The 19,235-nt window shown below is 41.0% G+C and carries 19 protein-coding genes; 14 read left to right on the top strand and 5 right to left on the bottom strand.

Annotation, left to right across the window (positions count from 1 at the left end; all coding sequences use genetic code 11):
• The first annotated feature begins 45 nt into the window (after nt 1-45).
• Nucleotides 46-1,260, top strand: coding sequence for a nitroreductase family protein (locus FS373_RS19190; RefSeq protein ID WP_152830366.1), 1,215 nt, complete (start codon nt 46-48; stop codon nt 1,258-1,260).
• Here the strand turns inward: FS373_RS19190 and FS373_RS19185 are convergent.
• Nucleotides 1,235-1,660 carry a secondary thiamine-phosphate synthase enzyme YjbQ gene (locus FS373_RS19185; protein WP_152830364.1) on the bottom strand — a complete coding sequence of 142 codons (426 nt, stop codon included), beginning with the start codon at nt 1,658-1,660 and terminating at the stop codon, nt 1,235-1,237. The two genes, FS373_RS19190 and FS373_RS19185, sit on opposite strands and share 26 nt — an antisense overlap.
• Before the next feature lie 124 nt (nt 1,661-1,784).
• Nucleotides 1,785-2,744, bottom strand: a complete 960-nt coding sequence (locus FS373_RS19180; RefSeq protein WP_152830362.1) for a GGDEF domain-containing protein — start codon at nt 2,742-2,744, stop codon at nt 1,785-1,787.
• A 292-nt stretch (nt 2,745-3,036) separates the two neighbouring features.
• Between FS373_RS19180 and FS373_RS19175 the strand changes: the two genes are divergently transcribed.
• From FS373_RS19175 to FS373_RS19145, 7 genes are all read left to right on the top strand, one after another.
• Complete coding sequence (locus tag FS373_RS19175) at nt 3,037-3,717, top strand: PepSY-associated TM helix domain-containing protein (RefSeq protein WP_152830360.1); 681 nt, start codon at nt 3,037-3,039, stop codon at nt 3,715-3,717.
• Nucleotides 3,718-3,796: 79 nt separating this feature from the next.
• Nucleotides 3,797-4,312: a DUF2271 domain-containing protein gene (locus FS373_RS19170; protein ID WP_144048937.1), complete on the top strand. Its 516-nt coding sequence runs from the start codon at nt 3,797-3,799 to the stop codon at nt 4,310-4,312.
• A gap of 63 nt (nt 4,313-4,375) precedes the next feature.
• Entirely contained in the window at nt 4,376-5,218 is an 843-nt protein-coding gene (locus tag FS373_RS19165; RefSeq protein ID WP_144046322.1) for a DUF4198 domain-containing protein, read from the top strand.
• Nucleotides 5,219-5,448: 230 nt separating this feature from the next.
• Entirely contained in the window at nt 5,449-5,931 is a 483-nt protein-coding gene (locus FS373_RS19160) for a TlpA family protein disulfide reductase (protein ID WP_194165906.1), read from the top strand.
• 46 nt (nt 5,932-5,977) lie between these two features.
• Nucleotides 5,978-6,220 (top strand): DUF4266 domain-containing protein, encoded by a 243-nt coding sequence (locus FS373_RS19155; protein WP_407695642.1) that lies wholly within the window; start codon nt 5,978-5,980, stop codon nt 6,218-6,220.
• Nucleotides 6,207-7,667: a DUF3570 domain-containing protein gene (locus FS373_RS19150; RefSeq protein ID WP_322619532.1), complete on the top strand. Its 1,461-nt coding sequence runs from the start codon at nt 6,207-6,209 to the stop codon at nt 7,665-7,667. Before FS373_RS19155 ends, FS373_RS19150 begins: the two co-directional genes overlap by 14 nt.
• A 126-nt stretch (nt 7,668-7,793) precedes the next feature.
• Entirely contained in the window at nt 7,794-8,681 is an 888-nt protein-coding gene (locus tag FS373_RS19145; protein WP_152830356.1) for an FAD:protein FMN transferase, read from the top strand.
• A 377-nt stretch (nt 8,682-9,058) separates the two neighbouring features.
• Here the strand turns inward: FS373_RS19145 and FS373_RS19140 are convergent, their stop codons facing one another.
• Entirely contained in the window at nt 9,059-10,123 is a 1,065-nt protein-coding gene (locus FS373_RS19140) for a GGDEF domain-containing protein (RefSeq protein ID WP_229381176.1), read from the bottom strand.
• 394 nt (nt 10,124-10,517) lie between these two features.
• Between FS373_RS19140 and FS373_RS19135 the strand changes: the two genes are divergently transcribed.
• The 4 genes from FS373_RS19135 to FS373_RS32800 are packed head-to-tail and all read left to right on the top strand — an operon-like array spanning nt 10,518 to nt 14,203.
• Nucleotides 10,518-12,131: a hypothetical protein gene (locus tag FS373_RS19135; RefSeq protein ID WP_152830355.1), complete on the top strand. Its 1,614-nt coding sequence runs from the start codon at nt 10,518-10,520 to the stop codon at nt 12,129-12,131.
• Nucleotides 12,132-12,167: 36 nt separating this feature from the next.
• Nucleotides 12,168-13,082 carry a glycosyltransferase family 2 protein gene (locus FS373_RS19130; protein WP_144046327.1) on the top strand — a complete coding sequence of 305 codons (915 nt, stop codon included), beginning with the start codon at nt 12,168-12,170 and terminating at the stop codon, nt 13,080-13,082.
• Nucleotides 13,083-13,085: 3 nt separating this feature from the next.
• Entirely contained in the window at nt 13,086-13,820 is a 735-nt protein-coding gene (locus FS373_RS19125; RefSeq protein ID WP_144046328.1) for a class I SAM-dependent methyltransferase, read from the top strand.
• Complete coding sequence (locus FS373_RS32800; protein WP_144046329.1) at nt 13,799-14,203, top strand: GtrA family protein; 405 nt, start codon at nt 13,799-13,801, stop codon at nt 14,201-14,203. The genes FS373_RS19125 and FS373_RS32800 overlap by 22 nt, the downstream gene beginning before the upstream one ends.
• Nucleotides 14,204-14,205: 2 nt before the next feature.
• Here the strand turns inward: FS373_RS32800 and FS373_RS19115 are convergent, their stop codons facing one another.
• Together FS373_RS19115 and FS373_RS19110 are read right to left on the bottom strand one after the other, a co-directional pair.
• Nucleotides 14,206-16,242 (bottom strand): sulfatase-like hydrolase/transferase, encoded by a 2,037-nt coding sequence (locus FS373_RS19115; RefSeq protein WP_144046330.1) that lies wholly within the window; start codon nt 16,240-16,242, stop codon nt 14,206-14,208.
• 53 nt (nt 16,243-16,295) lie between these two features.
• A complete protein-coding gene (locus tag FS373_RS19110; protein ID WP_227993022.1) occupies nt 16,296-16,592 on the bottom strand; it encodes a hypothetical protein in 297 nt (98 codons plus the stop codon).
• A gap of 339 nt (nt 16,593-16,931) precedes the next feature.
• Between FS373_RS19110 and FS373_RS19105 the strand changes: the two genes are divergently transcribed.
• Nucleotides 16,932-18,416, top strand: coding sequence for a L,D-transpeptidase family protein (locus tag FS373_RS19105; protein WP_194165905.1), 1,485 nt, complete (start codon nt 16,932-16,934; stop codon nt 18,414-18,416).
• Entirely contained in the window at nt 18,406-18,831 is a 426-nt protein-coding gene (locus FS373_RS19100; protein ID WP_144046332.1) for a helix-turn-helix domain-containing protein, read from the top strand. Before FS373_RS19105 ends, FS373_RS19100 begins: the two co-directional genes overlap by 11 nt.
• Nucleotides 18,832-19,235 lie beyond the last annotated feature (404 nt).

Raw genomic sequence — 19,235 nt, 5'->3', positions numbered from 1 at the left:
GGACCTCCATATAATGCAAGTATCCACTTGCATAAGGGCGGGAATATGACAAATTCACATCACAACCGAAAATCTGACATTATCTATGCTGCACTAGGAGCCAATGAACGCGATATTGTAGATAAAATAAAGCTGCCTTGGTTGCGTCGATTTTTGATTCGTTTCGTTGGTGTTAAGCTGCGCTTACAGTTTACTGGTTGGCTGCAATATCTGATGCCAGTGCCAATCGTGTTGGGGCTGTATATCATGAGTGGATTACTTTATTTGCTATTACCATCTGTGGCGACAATTTTTGTACTGCTTCCTACACTACTGTTGGCCATCATATTGTTCGATATCGTTACAACTCGACTACGCATACGCTTACCGGAGCCCCTCCCTAAGAGTAACGAAGAAAGTGATGTATTTAGTCTGATGCGTAATCGCAGATCTTGTCGTTCTTACCAAACACGGCCATTAACCGATGAGCATGAACAAGCTCTTCTAGAGTCAGTGACTCGACATTTAAAAGAGCCGAAATTCAGTGAGTCAAATATTCGCCTGGAATGGGTACATGCGCCGTTGACTATCTGGCCGGTTGTCAATGCTCGTCATTTTCTAATCGCTATTGCTCCTGCAAAATATGACCGTAAAGCGGTTCTTGATATTGGTAAGACACTCCAAAAAGTTGTCATTGATGTAACGCGAATGGGACTCGGCAGCTGTTGGATCGGTCCTGGTGCTGATCATAACAGTGTTAAATCTGTCTTGAATGAACGATTCGATGAAAACAAAGATGCCATTATTTGTGTTTGCGCGATTGGGTATAAGTCTTGGTATACCCCCTTGTTTATTCGTATTTTTAATGCTCAATTTCATAAACGATTACCCTTGGAGTCGCTGTTTTTTTCAGATAACGACTTGACTCAACCATTAAAAACTACAGGGGAAAGCTTTATTCAATACGAACGCTGCTTCGAAAGTTGTCAATGGTCACCATCGTCTTATAATGGCCAAACAACCCGTTGTGTAGGCACGCAGATTGCTGACGATCAACTACGTGTAGACTTCTATGCAGCGACGTCATCACGATATTATGCAGCAGTGGCAACTGGCATCTGGTGTGCTAATTGGGAGATGGGGTGTGATGAATTGGGCCAAGGTGGTAGCTTTCGAATAGTATCAACAACAGAGCGAGGTATTTCTGCCCCTCAAAACGTTAATGAACTACCACATTACGATGTTAGCTGGATCTCTAAAGATACTCTCCCTGCAGGGTGATAATGAGCCTGCGTTTACCACCAGAATCTCTTGGCTCACATAGATAGATCCCTTGCCATGTGCCCAGATTTAAACGGCCATTGGTGATAGGGAGCGTCAATGAAACACCAAGTAAACTCGATTTTAGGTGAGCGGGCATATCATCGGGCCCCTCATAGGTATGGGTATAGTAAAGCTCATTCTCAGGCGCGAGACGATTGAAGTAGCGCTCGAAGTCGACCCGTACACTGGGATCGGCATTTTCATTGAGCGTTAATGCGGCCGAGGTGTGCTGCAGGTGGATATGGACTAAGCCTACCTTGAGTTTTTTAAGCTCTGGAAGCGCATCATAGACCTCGTCTGTGATCAGATGAAATCCGCGGGGTTTTGCACGTAAATTAACTTCTGTTTGATACCACATGACGACTCTTTAAATTGGACAGTGAGCGAGATTGATATTCAGGTTAACTCATTGGCTGTATTAATGATGCTGGTATTAATGATAAAGGTAAAGAGTGGGGAGTTTACTCTATGGAGTCGCAAGTTTAAGGGGCCTGGATGACTCGGTTTCTACCGGCATTTTTCGCCTTGTAGAGCGCCTTGTCACTGGCATTTAACCATTCATCTAAGCTTTCACCTTCGAGCTCTTTCACCCCTATGCTGCAAGTGATGAGCTGGGAAACACCTGGCAGTTTTATTTGTGAAATAACCTGCCGCAACTGCTCAGCATAGATGACGGCATGCTCACCGTCGGTATCCGGCAACTTGATTAAAAACTCTTCTCCTCCGAAACGTATGACCTCAGCGTCTACAGGCTTGTGGCGTGTAATGGTGTCCGCTACCGCACGTAACACACAATCCCCCGTGATATGGCCATGAGTATCATTGATCTGTTTGAAATGATCGAGATCGAGCAAGAGTAGGCTCGTTTTGGTCTGGTGTTTTATCTTGCTTTCTATTGCGTTATTTAAACTGGGTTTTAAGCGTTTTCGATTGTAGATACCTGTCAGTTCGTCGGTATGAGCAAGATAAAATAGGGCATTCTTTTGTTTATTGATGATGTGTGAGAAGAGGGCGCCGAAGACGATACAGTCTATGATGGCGATGGAATAACGTGCAATGACTGGCGTAGATTCTATGTTGAGTGCGAAGCCGAGTCCGAACAAGGCATAGAGAATAGATAGGAGCAGGGCTTGCTTAATGTTAAACAGGAAAAAATAAATAAAAATGGTAGGAAATAGATAGATAAGGCCTTTGTAACCTAAGTAAAGGCAACTGTAACAGATGGCAATGCTCACCATGATGAGTGTGATCTGCTTCTGTAGTACGTTGGCCTTGTATTGCCATTCTCGCAGCAGTGAGAAAAGTAGCGGGGTAATGGCTAAGGAGAAGAACCCAGCGTGTTTGTAGTCACCGATCCCGATCCGATATAGGCTAAAAACACTCAAAGTGATAATCGCAGAAACATGAAAGACGATTGAGGCATTTCTCGGTATTTTATTCACACTATCTACATCCACAACATCTTGCCTCGGTTCGCTCGTTATACATCATTCAGTTTAAAAACCTTAATTCATTAAGTTTTTATCGGTATTTGACTAATAACCTTTAATTATTAAGAGAGATATGGGTTTGATCGCCTATTTATTGCGCACATCTGTATCTTGTGTTCATGGTCGTTTCTCTAGCAAGAAAGTAAATAACGTAAATTTACTAATAATGATAATCGTTAACATTTAGTGTGGCGGCACATTTAATATTTACTATGGTCGATTTGACTCGCCCGAACGATTAGCAATGAAGTCACTAAAAGCTTTACCAGAAGATGCTCCTCAGCTTGTTATCCATGACAAGGTCACGAAAACCACCAGGATAAAAGCAAAAAAAATCCGCGTCAGCAGAGGTGCTCTGTCCATCGCGCGGACCATTCATATTTATGTGTCTATGGCTTTGCTAATACTCATGCTGTTTTTTGCCGTGACGGGGATCACTCTCAACCATCCAGAGTGGTTCGATAGCAACCAAGAGGGGGCACAATACTCAGAGGTGCCACTGCCGGACTATCTCATCACATCTCAAAGCAATGAAGAACAATGGCGTGCAGCCTTAGGTCATTGGATGAAAAGCCAATGGTCTGTAGATATGACTCAAGCACAATTCAGTGAAGATGAGATTTCACTGGTGCATAAGGCGCCGGGTACCTATCAGGTTTTTACCTTAGACCTGCTGGATAACCGGATTTTTGTCGAGAGCCATCATTACGGTGCTATCGCCGTATTGAATGATCTGCATAAGGGCAGAAATGCCGGCCTCGCCTGGCAATGGATACTCGACATTAGCTCCATGTTAATCATTTTGTTTTCAATGAGCGGTGCCTACTTGTTACTTCCTCAAACCAGAAAGCTTAAAAAGTCACTGTTTTACATGGTCATAGTGAGTAGTAGCTGTGGCTTGGTATATGTCACACAAGTGCTTTAGCGCATTGTATTGGGATAGATAAATCAACGTAAGGAGTTCCATGAAGCGGAAACAGAGACACGTTAACAACATCAGCACAATGAAGCGGTATCTAGCTCGATCACTGCTTTTTTTCTCCTTGATAATAGTGCCGTCTTGGGCCTGTGCCGAGGTCGATGCTGGGCTTGATATTGAGGTTAACTTACCGGAAATAACTCAAGGTCAGTATTTAAGGCCCTATACCGCGGTATGGATTGAAAATGCTAAAGGCAAGCATATCAGCACGCTCGCTTTGTGGCGTTGGGATGAAGGCTATAAGTGGCTTAAAGATATCCGGCGATGGTGGAGAAAAGCCGGGCGTGAAGATAGCCAGTTAGTCGATGGGATGAGCTCAGCTACTCGCCCGGCGGGGAAATATCAGCTGCACTGGGATATGACTGATGTCGACGGTCACGCTGTCCCCAATGGCAAATATACCTTGCTGATGGAAGTGGTCAGGGAGCATGGCGGCAGAGATCTGGTGAGACATAAGTTTGAGTTAGGCTCTGAGGCGTTTACTGCCAAAATAGCTCCGACTGAGGAAACTGGCGAGATCAAGATCCATTTCCAACCTTAACGCTTTTAATCTTTAGCTCGTCATTCATTTACACATTTAATCATGTAATTTATAGGTCAACCAATGAAGAAAACACTGTTAGTTACCGCGAGTCTTACCTTAGTCAGCACCTTGTTAAGTCCCTTTGCTAGTCATACTGCTCAGGCTCATGACCGTTGGATCTTGCCAAGTCATTTCAATGTCTCAGCCGATGCAGGCAAAGGTGTGTGGATCACTTCCGATGTCTCTGCCAGTAATCAAGTGTTCATCTATGATAAGCCCTTCGGCAGCGAAGATGTTCAGGTTGTGATGCCCGATGGCAAACTAGATTCTCCCTCTTCAAGCTACAGAGGCGGCCGTAAGTCTGTGTTCGATTACCAGCTGGCACAGGATGGCACCTATCGGTTCGAGAAAAAAGCCAAACCTAAATACTATTCTCGTTACAAGGTGAAGGGCCAAGATAAGCCCGTGCGCCTTGCTATGGACAAACAGGCGGCTGCCGCAGCGATGCCAAAAGGTGCATATGAGCTGCAAGGCGCCATGTATTTCTCACGCGTCGAGACTTATGTGACCCTTAATAAACCTAACGATGTGGCTTATCAGGCTAAAAATGAATACCTTGAATTGCTGCCTGTGACACACCCGGCGAACATCATTGAAAATGAAGTCACAGAGATGAATTTTCTTTTTCATGGTAAGCCTGTTGAGGGCGTGACGGTTTCTGTGGTCAAGTCCGGCACTCTGTATCGCAATAAAATTGATGCCATCGAACTCGTCTCAAATAAAGCGGGTTCGATAAGTTTTACTCCACCAAGTGCCGGTCTGTACTTGCTTCACGCGAGTTTCGAGCAGAAAAATACCGATACCCGTCTAGCCGATAAATCCGTTAACGAAATATTTCTGACCTTCGAGGCAGGCTTAGAATAATTGACTGCAGATAACTGCAACTGATGTTAGCCCAAACTAAGATCTGGTTTGGGCTTTTTATTATCGGTATAAAAGTAGGGCAGGTTTAGTATGAGTCGCCTATTTAGTCACTGCTGGCGCTAAGGCATTACTCGGTGTATAACTAGTTTAATACACAGAGTTTTTTGGGCTTTAATATGCAACTATTAATTTTAAGGCGGTTAAGCCAGCTGGTTAAAATTGGCCTGATAATGAGCATACTATTTCAGGTTAATTCACTCTCTGCGGCCCCAAATCTGGATCTCAGTGTCCAGGATGTAGACGGGCAGTCATATATATTATCTCAAGTTTCCGGAGAGTTGATTTATATCGATTTTTGGGCCTCTTGGTGTGGACCATGTCGAAAGTCTTTTCCCTGGATGAATGAGATGCACCATAAGTATGCTGATCAGGGGCTTAAGATCATTGCCATCAATTTAGACAATGACATATTACTCGCCCGTCAGTTTCTCGGGCAGATTTCTGCCGACTTCATTATCGCCTATGATCCCGATACTCAGGTGGCAGGACAATTCGATATCTTGGGAATGCCGAGCAGCTACCTGTTCAACCGACAAGGTAAATTAGTCGCTAAACACGTGGGTTTCTATTCCGAGCATAAGGCGGACTATGAAGCCGAGATCTTACACTATCTCAAGCAAGCAAAGCTGGAACAGAGCACAGACAAGCAGTGAGTAAAATGAGTAAGTGTGGGGGAATCCATCAAATTAGAGGCGAGAGATGATGATATTCGAGACAGTGCTGATTAAATCAGTCAGAAGCCTACCGTTCTTGGTGTGTTTATCTTTGACGGCCTGTGCGGGTTTAGGCGTTGAGCCTTGGCAGCGGGATCAGTTTGCCCGTGAAGATATGGCGTTGGACAGTGAGAAACTGGATCTGACCTTGGACGATCATATTTATTTTAGCAAAGAAGGCACCAGTGGCGGCCGAGCACTCGCCGGGGGCGGTTGTGGCTGCAACTAAAACGGTCAATAAGTCACAAGCACGCATTGGAACCGGGCCCGAAATAGGTGCAAGTTTTGGTACCAGTACTATTGAGTCCTCGATTGCCGAAGCGTTATCGATTGCCAGCTTTGCGCTGTTGAGCATGACGAGTTCGGTGGCCATTGCCGCTCAACGAGACTCAGGAGCCGATAATCCAATAGGCAGAGACACTAAACTCGCCGCAGTAATCACTACCGATGAAGCCGTCACCTCAGACTCTGTTGAGACTGATTCACCTCAAATCGATGCCGCCTTACTCTATTATCTGGAACAGGACAGGGTGACGGTAGCCGAGGGGATCTTCAATCTTAAGCTACCTGTAGGCGATAAGCGGCTTTACGAAGGCAAGTTGGTGCTAGATACCTTAACCGGCTCCTCGGCCAATGGCGCTGTGCCCCAAGATGAACGCCAGACTTTTACCCGTCCGTCAGGCAATGGCGAATACAATATAGATTCTGCTAACACCCCGTTAGATGACACCTTCAAAGACACTCGACTTCAGCTCAGTGGCAACTGGGCCGAGATATGGTCGCCTGACTGGAGCAGTAACCATGGGATCTATCTGTCCAGAGAATATGACTACACCTCCATGGGCATTAATTCGGCACTGGAACGCTCGTTTAACAAGAGTAATACTCAGCTTTCATTAGGGATGGCCTATTACTATGATCTGGTCGATCCTGTCGGAGGGCGGCCTGTGGCCATGAGTAAGATGGTGTTTCGGGATGATTTTGACTCCCAAGCAGAGTTCAGGACTGAATTTGATAAGACTCGCCAGATAGCGAGTACCGATAAACAGACTGTGGATCTTAGCGTCGGCTTAACCCAGATCATCAATCGGTATATGCTGGTGCAACTCAGCTATAACCTGTCTTCATTAAAAGGATACATGACAGATCCCTATAAGGTGCTTAGCCTGGTTGATGCGTCGGGAACCAGTGAGGCATATCTTTATGAGAGTCGACCCGATGAGCGTCTCAAACAGAGCTTTTATCTGTTCAGTAAACACGCATTATCCACCGGGGTGACAGATCTGGCTTATCGTTATAGTCATGATGACTGGGGCGTGTCCTCACATACCTTCGAGACCCGTTATAGGTACAACTTCACTTCAACTTTTTTTGGCCAACTGCACCTGAGGTATTATCGACAAGAAGCGGCCAGCTTTTATCGGGCTTTCCTGAATTCGGGGGAAGGACTCCCTGAGTATGCATCGGCAGATTATCGTATCGGTAACATGAATGCTTATACCTTAGGCATAAAAATTGGCCATACCTTAGTTGATGGCACTGAGGCCAGCTATCGCCTGGAGTATTATCAACAAGATCCCTATTCTAATGGAGAGCAAGCCAGCGGTCAGCTGGCTCACCATGAGCTATATCCAAGCATTAAGGCGATCATTTTTCAGCTAGGCTTGTCATTTTAGTGGTATCTATTCCGCTGTGTAGCCATGGCATGCATGCTTATAATGTGGTCATTCATGTGGTCAGTTCTGTGATGATTAGCATTCGATGATGAGTGACGTAATGCCCCATCGAGAGGAAAACAGTCTATGAGCGAAGAGCTGTCATTGGCAGCCACTTCCTTGGGACATCTGGCGAGCTTTCATGCCATGGCCAGTCGGTGTGAGGTGCTTATGCGCACAGCCGACAGAGAGCTGGCCTATGCCATGGCCCACCAGGTTTTGCAGGAAACACGGCGCATAGAGAAAAAGTACAGTCGCTTCAATCACACCAGTTTGCTCAGCGGGCTTAATGCCAATGCTGGCGACTGGCAGAATATCGACGTAGAAACCTCGGCGCTCTTGGTGTTTTCGAAACAGTGCTTCGACTTAAGTGATGGCATGTTCGATATTACGGCGGGACCCATATTGAAACTCTGGAACTTTGGGTCAGATGCAAATATGCCTACTTCTGCATCCATCGAGAGGGCACTTAAACATGTCGGCTTTGGTAAGTTGAGCATAGAGGCATCACGGCTTTATCTTCCGCTAGACATGAGCCTTGATTTCGGTGGCATCGCCAAGGAGTATGCCTGTGACAGGGCAGCGAGCCTGTTGACGCTTCATTACCCTCACATACCCGCCCTAGTGAATCTAGGCGGTGATATAGCCTGTGCTTCAGTCGCCGAGAAACCCTGGCAGGTGGGAATAGAAGATCCCAGCGAACTGAACAATGCCACAGGGACAATAAGCTTAACTGGCGGAGGGCTGGCTACCAGCGGCCACACCCGGCGTTATCTACTCAATAAGGGCAAGAGATATGGGCACATACTGAACCTTAACACCGGCTATCCGGTGGAAGGCGCCCCTCTGTCTGTGACCGTTAAGGCCGCCAATTGTTTGGTGGCAGGCATGTTATCCACCATCGCCATGTTAAAAGGCGTCAATGCGCAGGCCTTTATGGCCTCTCAGGATATCGACTTTCATATCTGCCGTTAGCATATTCTTGCTGGTGACTTGTAATATCTTAATGTTTTTGTTAGTTTAATTTTGACATGATATGTCAATTGTTAGCTGGTTAACTTATGGCGTACAACAGATTAATACCTATTGTTATAGTTAAGGAGCAAGGAATGCTGGAAAAATATTTTTATATGCAATTGCAGGAGTCGTGGTTGTTTTCAAATGGCTAGCTATAGTGCTGGCCCCCACAGTAGCGTTGGGAATTATGGGTTAATCGAATTCGATGGCAAGCTTATCGGTCACTCGGATATTGACGGGCATAATGTGTTAACAAGTGAATCGAAAAATAATAAGTGATTCATGCTTATTATAGCGGAGCATTTGTTGTGGAAACAGCTCTTGGGATAGAGGCGTCAGGCAAACCTTAAGTTTGTCACTCTGTTCCTGCCGCCACTCTTGGCACGATACAGGGCTTTATCTGCGGCTTTTAACACTTCATCTGCGCCAAGTGTATGTAGCTTGGTTCTGTTATTGATGCTGTCGGCGACGCCTATACTGACAGTGATATTTACGGTTTTATGTTCTCCACCATTTTGGCCACAATTTTTAGCATCTTTATCGAGAATGGGTCTTTCATAGTGGTCACGAATGACTAGATCATACTTGGCTATTTTACTCCTTAACTCATTGAGATAGGGCAAACATTGATTCGAGTTCTTTCCCTTGAACAAGATAATAAACTCCTCGCCACCATACCTGAATACCGAGGCATTCCCTTCCGTTTGCTTCATTATCTGCGCCACTAGCCTCAACACTTCATCTCCGGTCCTGTGTCCATAGGAGTCGTTAAACAGCTTGAAGTGATCCACATCCAGCATGGCTATAGTGTATAGACCATTTATGTGCTCCATCTCAATTTCTAGTGCCCTACGGCCTTGAAGCTCAGTCAGTTGATCGACAAATGCCAGTTCATGGCTAGAGGTAATAATCCCTAGCAGGAGAAGTGTCGCTGCCAATGAAAAACATATTGCTGAAATTTGAGGGGTATCAAAAAAGATGAGGGCTATAGTTGAAAATAGTAGATTAATGAAGATGGTATGGTCAAAGTTAGCGTTTCTGAATAAGACAATGAATGCGCTAATTAAGGTGAGAAATATTGAGATTATGATGAGCAGCAGCGGTGATGAAGATAATGCCGGTATAGGCTTTAGATAGGCACTCCAGAGCCAACTGACATTTTCATTCGTTATCTGTTCAAGCAGGAGCCAGCACCATATCACTTGAAACAAGATTAATAGAAGATAGTTAATGCCGAATCGAGAGAGCAAACGTTTTTCTGGTAAAAAATGAATCATGAAAAGATTCACAGGAAGAGCAAATACCAATAAGCAGAAAGCGAATTTCTGAATATCCGTCAGGTCAGCAATACCTACATATCTTTGTACCAAATAGAAGCTAACAACCATTAAGAGAGCCACTAGACCTGTAGCTCCTTGATTAAAAGGTTGACTCAAAAAAATGACGATGGAGAGCATGATGTAAGGGAAAGTAGAGATTAAGCTATGGTAAGGAGTTAGAAAAATTAGAAATTGATCAACCGAGATACAAAGCGGCAAGGACAGTAGCAGCGGAAACAGTACCCGAAATGGGGCACTTCTTATGATGGTAAAAGAGAAAAATGACATTTATGTCCCTGTAATTTGCTCTCTATACAGTTTTAGCGGCACTTAACTAATTATTATAGTTGGCTTATTAAGATAACAGTCTAATTTTTTGATTTTGAGTGTAAATAAGCATGGTTTTGCATAACGTGTTCTAGTGACTATGCTTACAGAATAGGCTTGATTAATTCTTAATATAATGGAGTTGGACTTGCAAAAAGTTTATCAAACTTTTCTGGGACTGTTGAGTTTTTTTCTTCCTATTACTTGTTTAATATTATTTATTTTGATCACCATTTTATTAAGAATAAATGGTGATCTTGGGTGGCTTTTTTATATAACTCGGGAATGGTTGGCCGGTAAGGAGCTCTATACACAGCTTATTGAAGTAAACCCACCTATGATCATCTACTTGATGGCACCCGCTGTTTGGTTAGCTAACATGACCGATTTTAGTGCTGCTGGTGCTACTAAAATTTATTTTTCTCTATTTGTACTCATTCCAACTATAGCTCATATTAATTTAAGCAGATTGGTCTTGCCAGAGAAAACTCGGAATGTTTATATCTATGCCGTCATTTTTATCACTTTTGTTGTTCCATTTTATGACTTTGGTCAAAGAGACCATTTAGCTATCATTTTATTAATTCCATATCTGTTTGTTCGATATTTAAAAGTGTCAAGCCAGATAAAGATTAACTCTTTTAAGTTATTTCTTTATGGTGTTTTTGCTGGGATTGCATTATGTTTGAAACCATACTTTATAATTATTCCATTTTTTTCAGAGTGTTTTTTGTTGTATCAGTTCAGAAAGGAGTATCGACTGGTAACGATAGAACCTGTTACTGCAGTTTTGTTTTTTTGTGGCTTTATAACTTCTATATTTATTTTTCATCCTCAGTACTTCTCCCAAATAGTGCCACTGGCACTTGCCACCTACTGGACCTATGGGAAGCCGATTAGCAGTTTCGGTCTGCCATATTATGCGCTTATGGTGATGTTAATTTTTATTGTGGCGAGATATCTCACATCTAAAAAACATCGTGAACTTGTGATGTACTTTAATATCATCCTCTTAGCTTCATTTTTGTCATTTTTAATACAGTCTCATTATAGTTATCAATTGCTACCATTCAAAACAATTTTATTCTTGAATTTTACTTTGACTACTTGTTTATATGTCCATGATAAGGCAGAAATAAAAAAATCCATGATTCTTATTTCTGCACTGGCTTGTTATCTACTGGTGTTCTCGACAGGGCATATATTTTATGATCAAAGGGGGGTAATTCAGAAGTCAATGACTAATATCGAACTACCTAAGTTAAGTGATATTGGATATAAAGGTTTGGATCATACTGCTGAGATGATAAACAATAATTTTACAGGCAAGAACATCTATATTTTTTCGACGAATGTATGGCCATCAGCATTTATTACTTCATATACGAGAGCAATATGGAGCTCGAGCTTCGGTGCACTATGGCCCATACCTGCAATAGCCATGGCTAGGAATGATAGAGGAAGTTTATCTGAAGAAAATGTAAAAAAAATAGATGCGGTAACAAACTACGTCGTGAATATCATTAATCACGATCTTACTATTAATGATCCAGCTATAATTGTAATTGATGTCACTGAGCCACCTTCCTATTTTTATGATGGTTTCGAATTTGAGACGTTTATAAGTCAAAACAAAAAAATGTCTGATATTTTTAAACAATATCAATTAACTGATATAAAGTTCTCTATACATAAAGACAAGAAGTATAAAGTTTATACCAAGAAATCAAATCCTGTTCACGCTAGTTCGGATAAGAAGTAAGTCATAGTGAAAAGGATTATTCAATGAGGGGGATTTATGATCTCTATTATCTGCCCTATGTATAATGAAGAAGGGGCACTAAGACTGTTTTTCAAAACTTTACTTTCGGTATTATCTAAACAAAGTAACTCATTTGAAATCATATGCATAGATGATGGTTGTACTGATGCTACCTTAGAAGAGCTCATTAAGATTAAACAAAAAGTAAAACAGATAAGAATTGTGAGTTTTTCAAGGAATTTTGGTAAAGAAGCAGCCTTAACAGCTGGTTTTATGCTTGCGCGTGGTGATGCAGTCATTCCAATAGATGCTGATTTACAAGATCCACCTGAGCTTATCTTAACTATGCTAGAGCAGTGGCACCTTGGTTATAAAGTGGTATTGGCAAAGCGCGTGGATCGTTCGAGTGATTCATTTTTGAAACGCAGTACTGCTAATTTTTTTTACACCATACATAACCAATTAGCGTCTGAGAAAATTCCATTTAATGTTGGTGATTTTCGATTAATGGATCGAATAGTTGTCGATGCAATCAATTTATTGCCTGAAAGACAAAGATTTATGAAAGGCTTGCTGTCTTGGGTTGGTTTCAAATCGATCACTATTCCCTATACCCGTGAATGCAGGTGTAATGGTGAGTCGAAGTTCAAGTTAATGCAACTCTGGAATCTAGCCATTGAAGGTATAACAAGTTTCAGTACGATTCCGTTGAAAATTTGGAGTTATATCGGTGCTTCTATTTCTTTGATCTCTTTTGCATATGGTTCATTTATTATCATTCGTACCTTAGTTTTTGGCATAGAGGTACCTGGGTATGCATCACTTTTGGTCGTTGTTCTATTTTTAGGTGGAACTCAACTGATTGGAATTGGCGTATTAGGAGAATATATATCCCGAGTTTACCTTGAAACCAAGCATCGACCTCTATATATCATTGAGCGAGAGTACTAACTTATGGAAAAAAAAGCCTATGCTGAACTGGCCGAAAATCAAGATAACCATTGGTGGTTTAAAGGCAGAAGAGAGATCATTGAGTTTTTTCTCCGTCGATATTCAGTCAATCGAGAGGCTAATGCTAAGGTACTCGAAGTCGGTTGTGGTACTGGTGGAAACTTGGCTATGTTAAGTCAGTTTGGCGATGTAACTGCTGTCGAAATGGATGAGTTTTCAAGGGCGTATGTTAAGGAAAAACTGAACATTGAAGTACATTACGGTGCGCTTCCATTTGAAATAGATCTTCAAGATAAACAGTTTGATCTTATTTGCTTATTTGATGTGTTAGAGCATATAGAAGATGATATATCATCCTTAGAGCGAGTAAGTAATCTTTTGAAAGATAAAGGATATTTAATTATTACAGTCCCTGCATACCAATACCTTTACGGTAAACATGATAAAGAGATGCATCACTACAGACGCTATAACTCTGCACATCTATCTTCAATGCTATCTGATTGTGGATTTAGCATTGTCAGCATGAGCTACTTTAATTCCTTTTTATTGCCTATCGCGGGACTGTCTCGACTGCTAGATAAATTTACTGTTAACGACAGTGCAATAGGAGCTAAACAACCTGCCACTGTCATTAATCAGTTCCTATACCGTATTCTTTCATTTGAAAAACATGTTCTAAAATTTACCCTGCTTCCATTTGGATTATCATTAATATGTATAGTTCAAAAAAAGTAACTTGGGAAGAGATCCAGGAATTCGGACGTTTTGCCGTGGTTGGGCTATTAACGACTTTGATTTACTTTTTCACGGCTAACAGGCTAATGTTAATACTGGCACTGAGTCCATTGTTATCAAATCTATTGTCTTTTGTTATTAGTTTTATTTTTTCATATGTTTTGCAAAGTATTTGGAGTTTTAAAGTGAAGATCAATAAGTCCCGTTTTGTGCGTTTTAGCATTATCTCGAGTGCTAATTTCACGTTAATATTGGTTATCACACTTACTTTTGACTACGTGGGATTCTCTAATGAGAAGGCCATACTATTTATTTGCCTATTATTACCAATCATTAGCTATTTATTTCAAAAATATTGGGTGTTTAATGATAAGACAATATGATGTTAATTTGAGATTGGAGTGACTCGTTGACATGCTTTTAGGGGATCGAATCCAGGATCTCCTTCATAGTGATCACATATGCTTGCTAGCATCTTCTTCCATGGGGCTTCTCCCGTATATTCGGATAGACTCTGCCACTCTTTATTGTCTGTATCGATTAAAATAAGCTCCTCATAGTCAGGAATGAAGGCAAGTTGCCAGTGTTTGTAATATACAGATCTTTGCTTCTTTGCCACCATCTCTTTATAAATAGATGGAATCAATACTGCTCGACCATTTTCTCTAACTTCGTAATTGGATGCCGTTTCTGACATTACTTTCTTCTCGTCTATGAAGCTGGCATTTATTGATCGAAAGGGAACTGAGGATTCTACAAAAACGGTTCGTTCCGATGTGTTTTGTGTCGAGTTTGTAAGCGCTGTACCATCGAATGGTTTATCTTTGGCCTGTAGTGCTAAATTTAGTTCATTAAAAAGGCTAGGAGCAATATCTACTAACGAAAACGTGCCTTCGATCTGTTGCGGTGTTTGATTGTCAAGAGATGAGCTAAACCTGCGGTAAGCCATCAAGACATTTGTTTGTTCCTGACTCATTACATTGGTTCCATGGCCCCAAGCATTAGGATGAAGTTTAGTCTCTTCTCGTACTGATTTACTGGTAATAACATCTTTTTTTAGCATGAAACCTTCACCATGATCTGAAATTAGATAGACAATAGCATTGTTGAGAAAACCTCTCTCATGCAGATCCGTAAGCAATGCGTTCACTTGGTCATCTACTTTTGATAGCAGGGCTTGATACATAAAATGGTTATAGTTTCCATCCCAATGTGCCTTGTTAACATCGATGAAGTCTTTAGAAGTGTATGGCCAATGAAGCTGGCAAAAATGTACCGCTAAGAAGTTGGGCCGCTCGGTCGATAGGCTGGCGAGCACTTCCTGGTTAAAATGTATTGGTGAATAGCCTTTCCCGTAGCCTCTATTCATATAAAGGTATGGAAAAAGTGTTGAAGCCGTTGGGATATTGGAAAACAAGTTAATTAGAGGGAAATCAGCCATGCTTGAAATAATGGCATCTGCAGCACCTACTTTAGGCCCCACTATTTCATCAAAGCCATAGGCTTTATCTATTTGATTAAACCGCCTTTCATCGATCGCATAGGTTGTTTTGTAACCTCTTGCACTTAGTTCGCGAACTAAGGGGATGTCCTTATTTATTAATTCAGGAGGAGCGAGGTTAAATCGTGCTCCATGACTCTTGGGGTACAATCCTGAAAGGATGCTCATCCAAGCAACATAAGTACGACCAAGTGGACTATAAGTATTTGTAAAAACATGGGATTTCGAGATGAATTCATCTATGTGAGGAGTGAACTTGTTTTCACTGTTCCTATATTCTAGATGATCGGGCCGCAGTCCATCTATTCCTATAATAAACACATTGGGATTATTTTTATCATTCAGAGCATAAGCCCGTTCTGGGGAATAACTCATAATAGCAATTGACATGGCAGCGAACAATAGGGTAAAGGTCATCACTTTAGGGCCAAAATCACTATAGATAGCCCATATAAGTTGTGATACCAGCAACATTGAGGCAAGTGTTAATCCGAGTGAGGATGCTAGAGGAGTACCTCTTAAAAAACCCAATAATGACGTGGGATAAAAATATGCGTTTGCGGCGAGTACTATTGTCAGATGAAGTAAGACGATAACTAACCAAATTTGTGTTCGTATTCCTTCATGAGCAACTAATCGAAACCATGGTTTACATGAAAAAGTGATGATAAGTGACCAGAGGATATGCAAAACAATCACGATAAAAATAAATTGAGAGAGATCTAACAATAAACCTTGACTGTAGAGGTCTTCACTGCGTACATGGGTCATGACTTCAGCAAGAGAGAATGAAGAGAAGTACTGAATAAATAATTTAAAATTATATAAGGCAATAAGAAACAGCAACATAAGTGCATTCGTTCGCCAAAAGGTTCTTACCATGGATATTTTTTTAGACTTCAAACGTGTCTCAACCTCCATATTTTTACCTTCTAGTCCAAGCTAGCTTTAACCTATTGAGTAGAGAAGGATAATTACTGCATATCGTCATTATCATCTATGTCTGATGTTGAACCAGAATTTATTGTTGTCTTTGCAGAGGTGACGATAAATTTGTCATTATCTCTTATCACGCTTGAAAGATCAGATTCTGCAGGCCAGTCTCCAAGAATAAGGTAACGTTCGGCAAGGCTTGAACCCGATGGAGCATCTGTCTTGATAGACATCCTTGATTGATAAGCACTCCAGGCTGGTACAAGATTCGACATAAGCAAAATGAAAACCGTTACGGATAAACTGGCTTGTGTAATCATTTCAGTATTTTTAGTCATATTTATCTACCTGTGGACTAATTCTATTCAAAGGTGGAGTTCTTCAGAAAAATGGTATGCAAGTACATTTTCCTACCAAAAGTATAGTTGTAATTGATGTGCTTCGAATGATCTTTGGATAAAAATACTGTTCTGAAGTGTCAGCCTAAAATTTGTCATGGGCTAGCTTGTGTACTAAATTTTAAGAGAGACTCGGTAGAGTAATAAGAATAATCATGGCCTAAAATCATTTTTTATTTCAATAAAATGATTATTAAGCAATTACATAAAGGATTATTGGTATTTTAGTCTGCGCTTTGAATGATAACTCCATCAGATAATGTGTCGAGGAGGGAGATAATGAAAAGTAAAATGTTTTTGATCAGCTTATTCTTCTGTTCATTAATAATCTCTATTCCCTCTTTATCTGATGGTAACTCTTTAGCATCAAATCTGTCAGATACTCAAGAAGTGGAGCTTATTTATGAGCTTAACGATCAGCAGTTAATTTGGTTTGACTCCCATGGTTTAAGTGTAAATGGTCTCTCACTAGCACAATTATTAGAAGATCTAGGCATAGGGCTTGGTAACTATTTATCTATAGAACAAGTTGATCGGACAAAACTGAGTAAGGGCGAACGAGATAGAGCTTATACCCGCGCTTGTCTCTATCTTCTAGATAGAGTGTCAAAGTTGAGCCTGAATATGAATCTCAACTTAGAACTCAGCTTCACACAAGCGATCAGAAAGCATAGGTTATCTGAATTTATTGAACAAGTTCTACCTCTCTATGATGAAGTCTCACAATTACGAGGAATGATAAGAAAATATAAAAAATTGACCCACAAACCTTGGCCTAACATAGGTCAAGCGGATTTTAGGCTTGGGCAGAGCTCGAACAAAATTTCGACACTGAGAAATTTACTAGTTGATCTTGGAGATTTAAGTGTTAAACCTGAACTTAGACAAAGAGCGTCTATATATGATCCGGATATAGTACTAGGGATTAAGTCTTTTCAGATGCGTCATGGCCTCGAAGTTAATGGTCAGCTCGATACTCAAACGGCAGAAAGCTTGAGCGTTAAGCCAGAGACTAGAATAGTTCAAATGCAGTTAAACCTATGGCGTTGGTTCAGTTTACCTAATACCTTGCCTGAGCGGTTTGTCTGGATAAATATTCCAGGTTACCAATTACAATTATTGGACCAAGGGGAAAAATTACTGGATATGAAGGTGATAGTAGGTAAGCCCCTGACACCAACGCCTATTATTACTTCCTCATTGACTCGCTTTACTGTCAATCCTAGCTGGACGCCTCCCTGGAGTATCGTCAGTAAGGAGTTAATCCCTTTGGATGCTAAGTATCCAGGATACTTAAACCGACAAAAATTTGAATTACGAAAATATGGAGCTGGTTCTTCTCTTGACTTGGTCGATATAAGCAGTTCTTCGATTCTGAATTTCTTGTCAGAATACCAGCTGGTTCAATCCCCTGGACCTGAAAATGCCCTTGGGAAATACCGTTTCTCTATTCCCAATAATCACTCTATTTACCTGCATGACACACCATCTAAATCTCTATTTACTAAACGTATAAGAGCCTTGAGTCACGGTTGTATTAGGCTGTCAGACCCTAAAGGGCTTTTGGATTATTTGATGCAAGCAGATAACAGAGCTGCAGATGTTGAAAGGGCCGTTAGAGGCACCCTGACACACTATTATTCTATAGTTAGTCCGACGCCTGTATATATCACTTATCACACAAGCTGGGTTGATGAATTTGGTAAGTTACAACTTAGACCTGACATCTATGATTTAGATAGGATCCCTCAATATGATGAATGACAGTTATGATAATCCTGATTTTATGAAACTGATCAGACAGGAAAAAAATGCCAGAATGAGGTTAAAACTTTTAGCGTTATTACATTTCCACGAAGGAAAATCGAGATATCAAATCTCAGATTACCTCAAAGTCAGTCGTACCAGTGTGAATAAGTGGGTAAGTAATTATTTAACTCATGGGTTAGAAGGACTTAAAGATAAGAAACACAGTGGTAGACCAGCTGCTTTAACGGCTGAACAGTTAAAACAACTTTCTGTGTATATAAAACATAGATCTACAGCCAATGGTAAGGAGAAGCTACATGGCAGTGAAATTCAAAGCTATATATCGGATAACTTTGGTGTGAGTTATGAGATAAGTAATATTTATAAAATCCTTGAGAGACTGGGATATGCTTGGGTGACACATGCATAAACGAGAGCCTTACAACCTATGTTGAATAGTAAGGTGGACTATTAAAACTGTATTAATATGATTTAACGACTAGACTGATATTATCTGAAAGAGGTGATTTCTATCTGACTTAAAAATACTACAAATCACATATCTATTTTGTATTGCTGTCATCAGGGATTATCGTGTAGCGACAGTAAGTGCACTTTTTTAATCTATAGCCTTTTAAAACTTATCAATACATCTTGTTCATCTCGCTTGCAATACAGGCTTCATCTACACCTCTCCCTTATCTTTATATAAGCAGGTATTGAAAATGGATTAATTAATTGATCTGTTTTTACTTAATTACAAAAAAAACTAAAACTCATGATTTATATAACTGTAATGATTATAAATGTATAACTTACAGTTTTTTATGATGT

The sequence above is a fragment of the Shewanella sp. YLB-07 genome, assembly GCF_009377275.1.
This window is presented reverse-complemented; position numbering and strand designations above follow the sequence as displayed.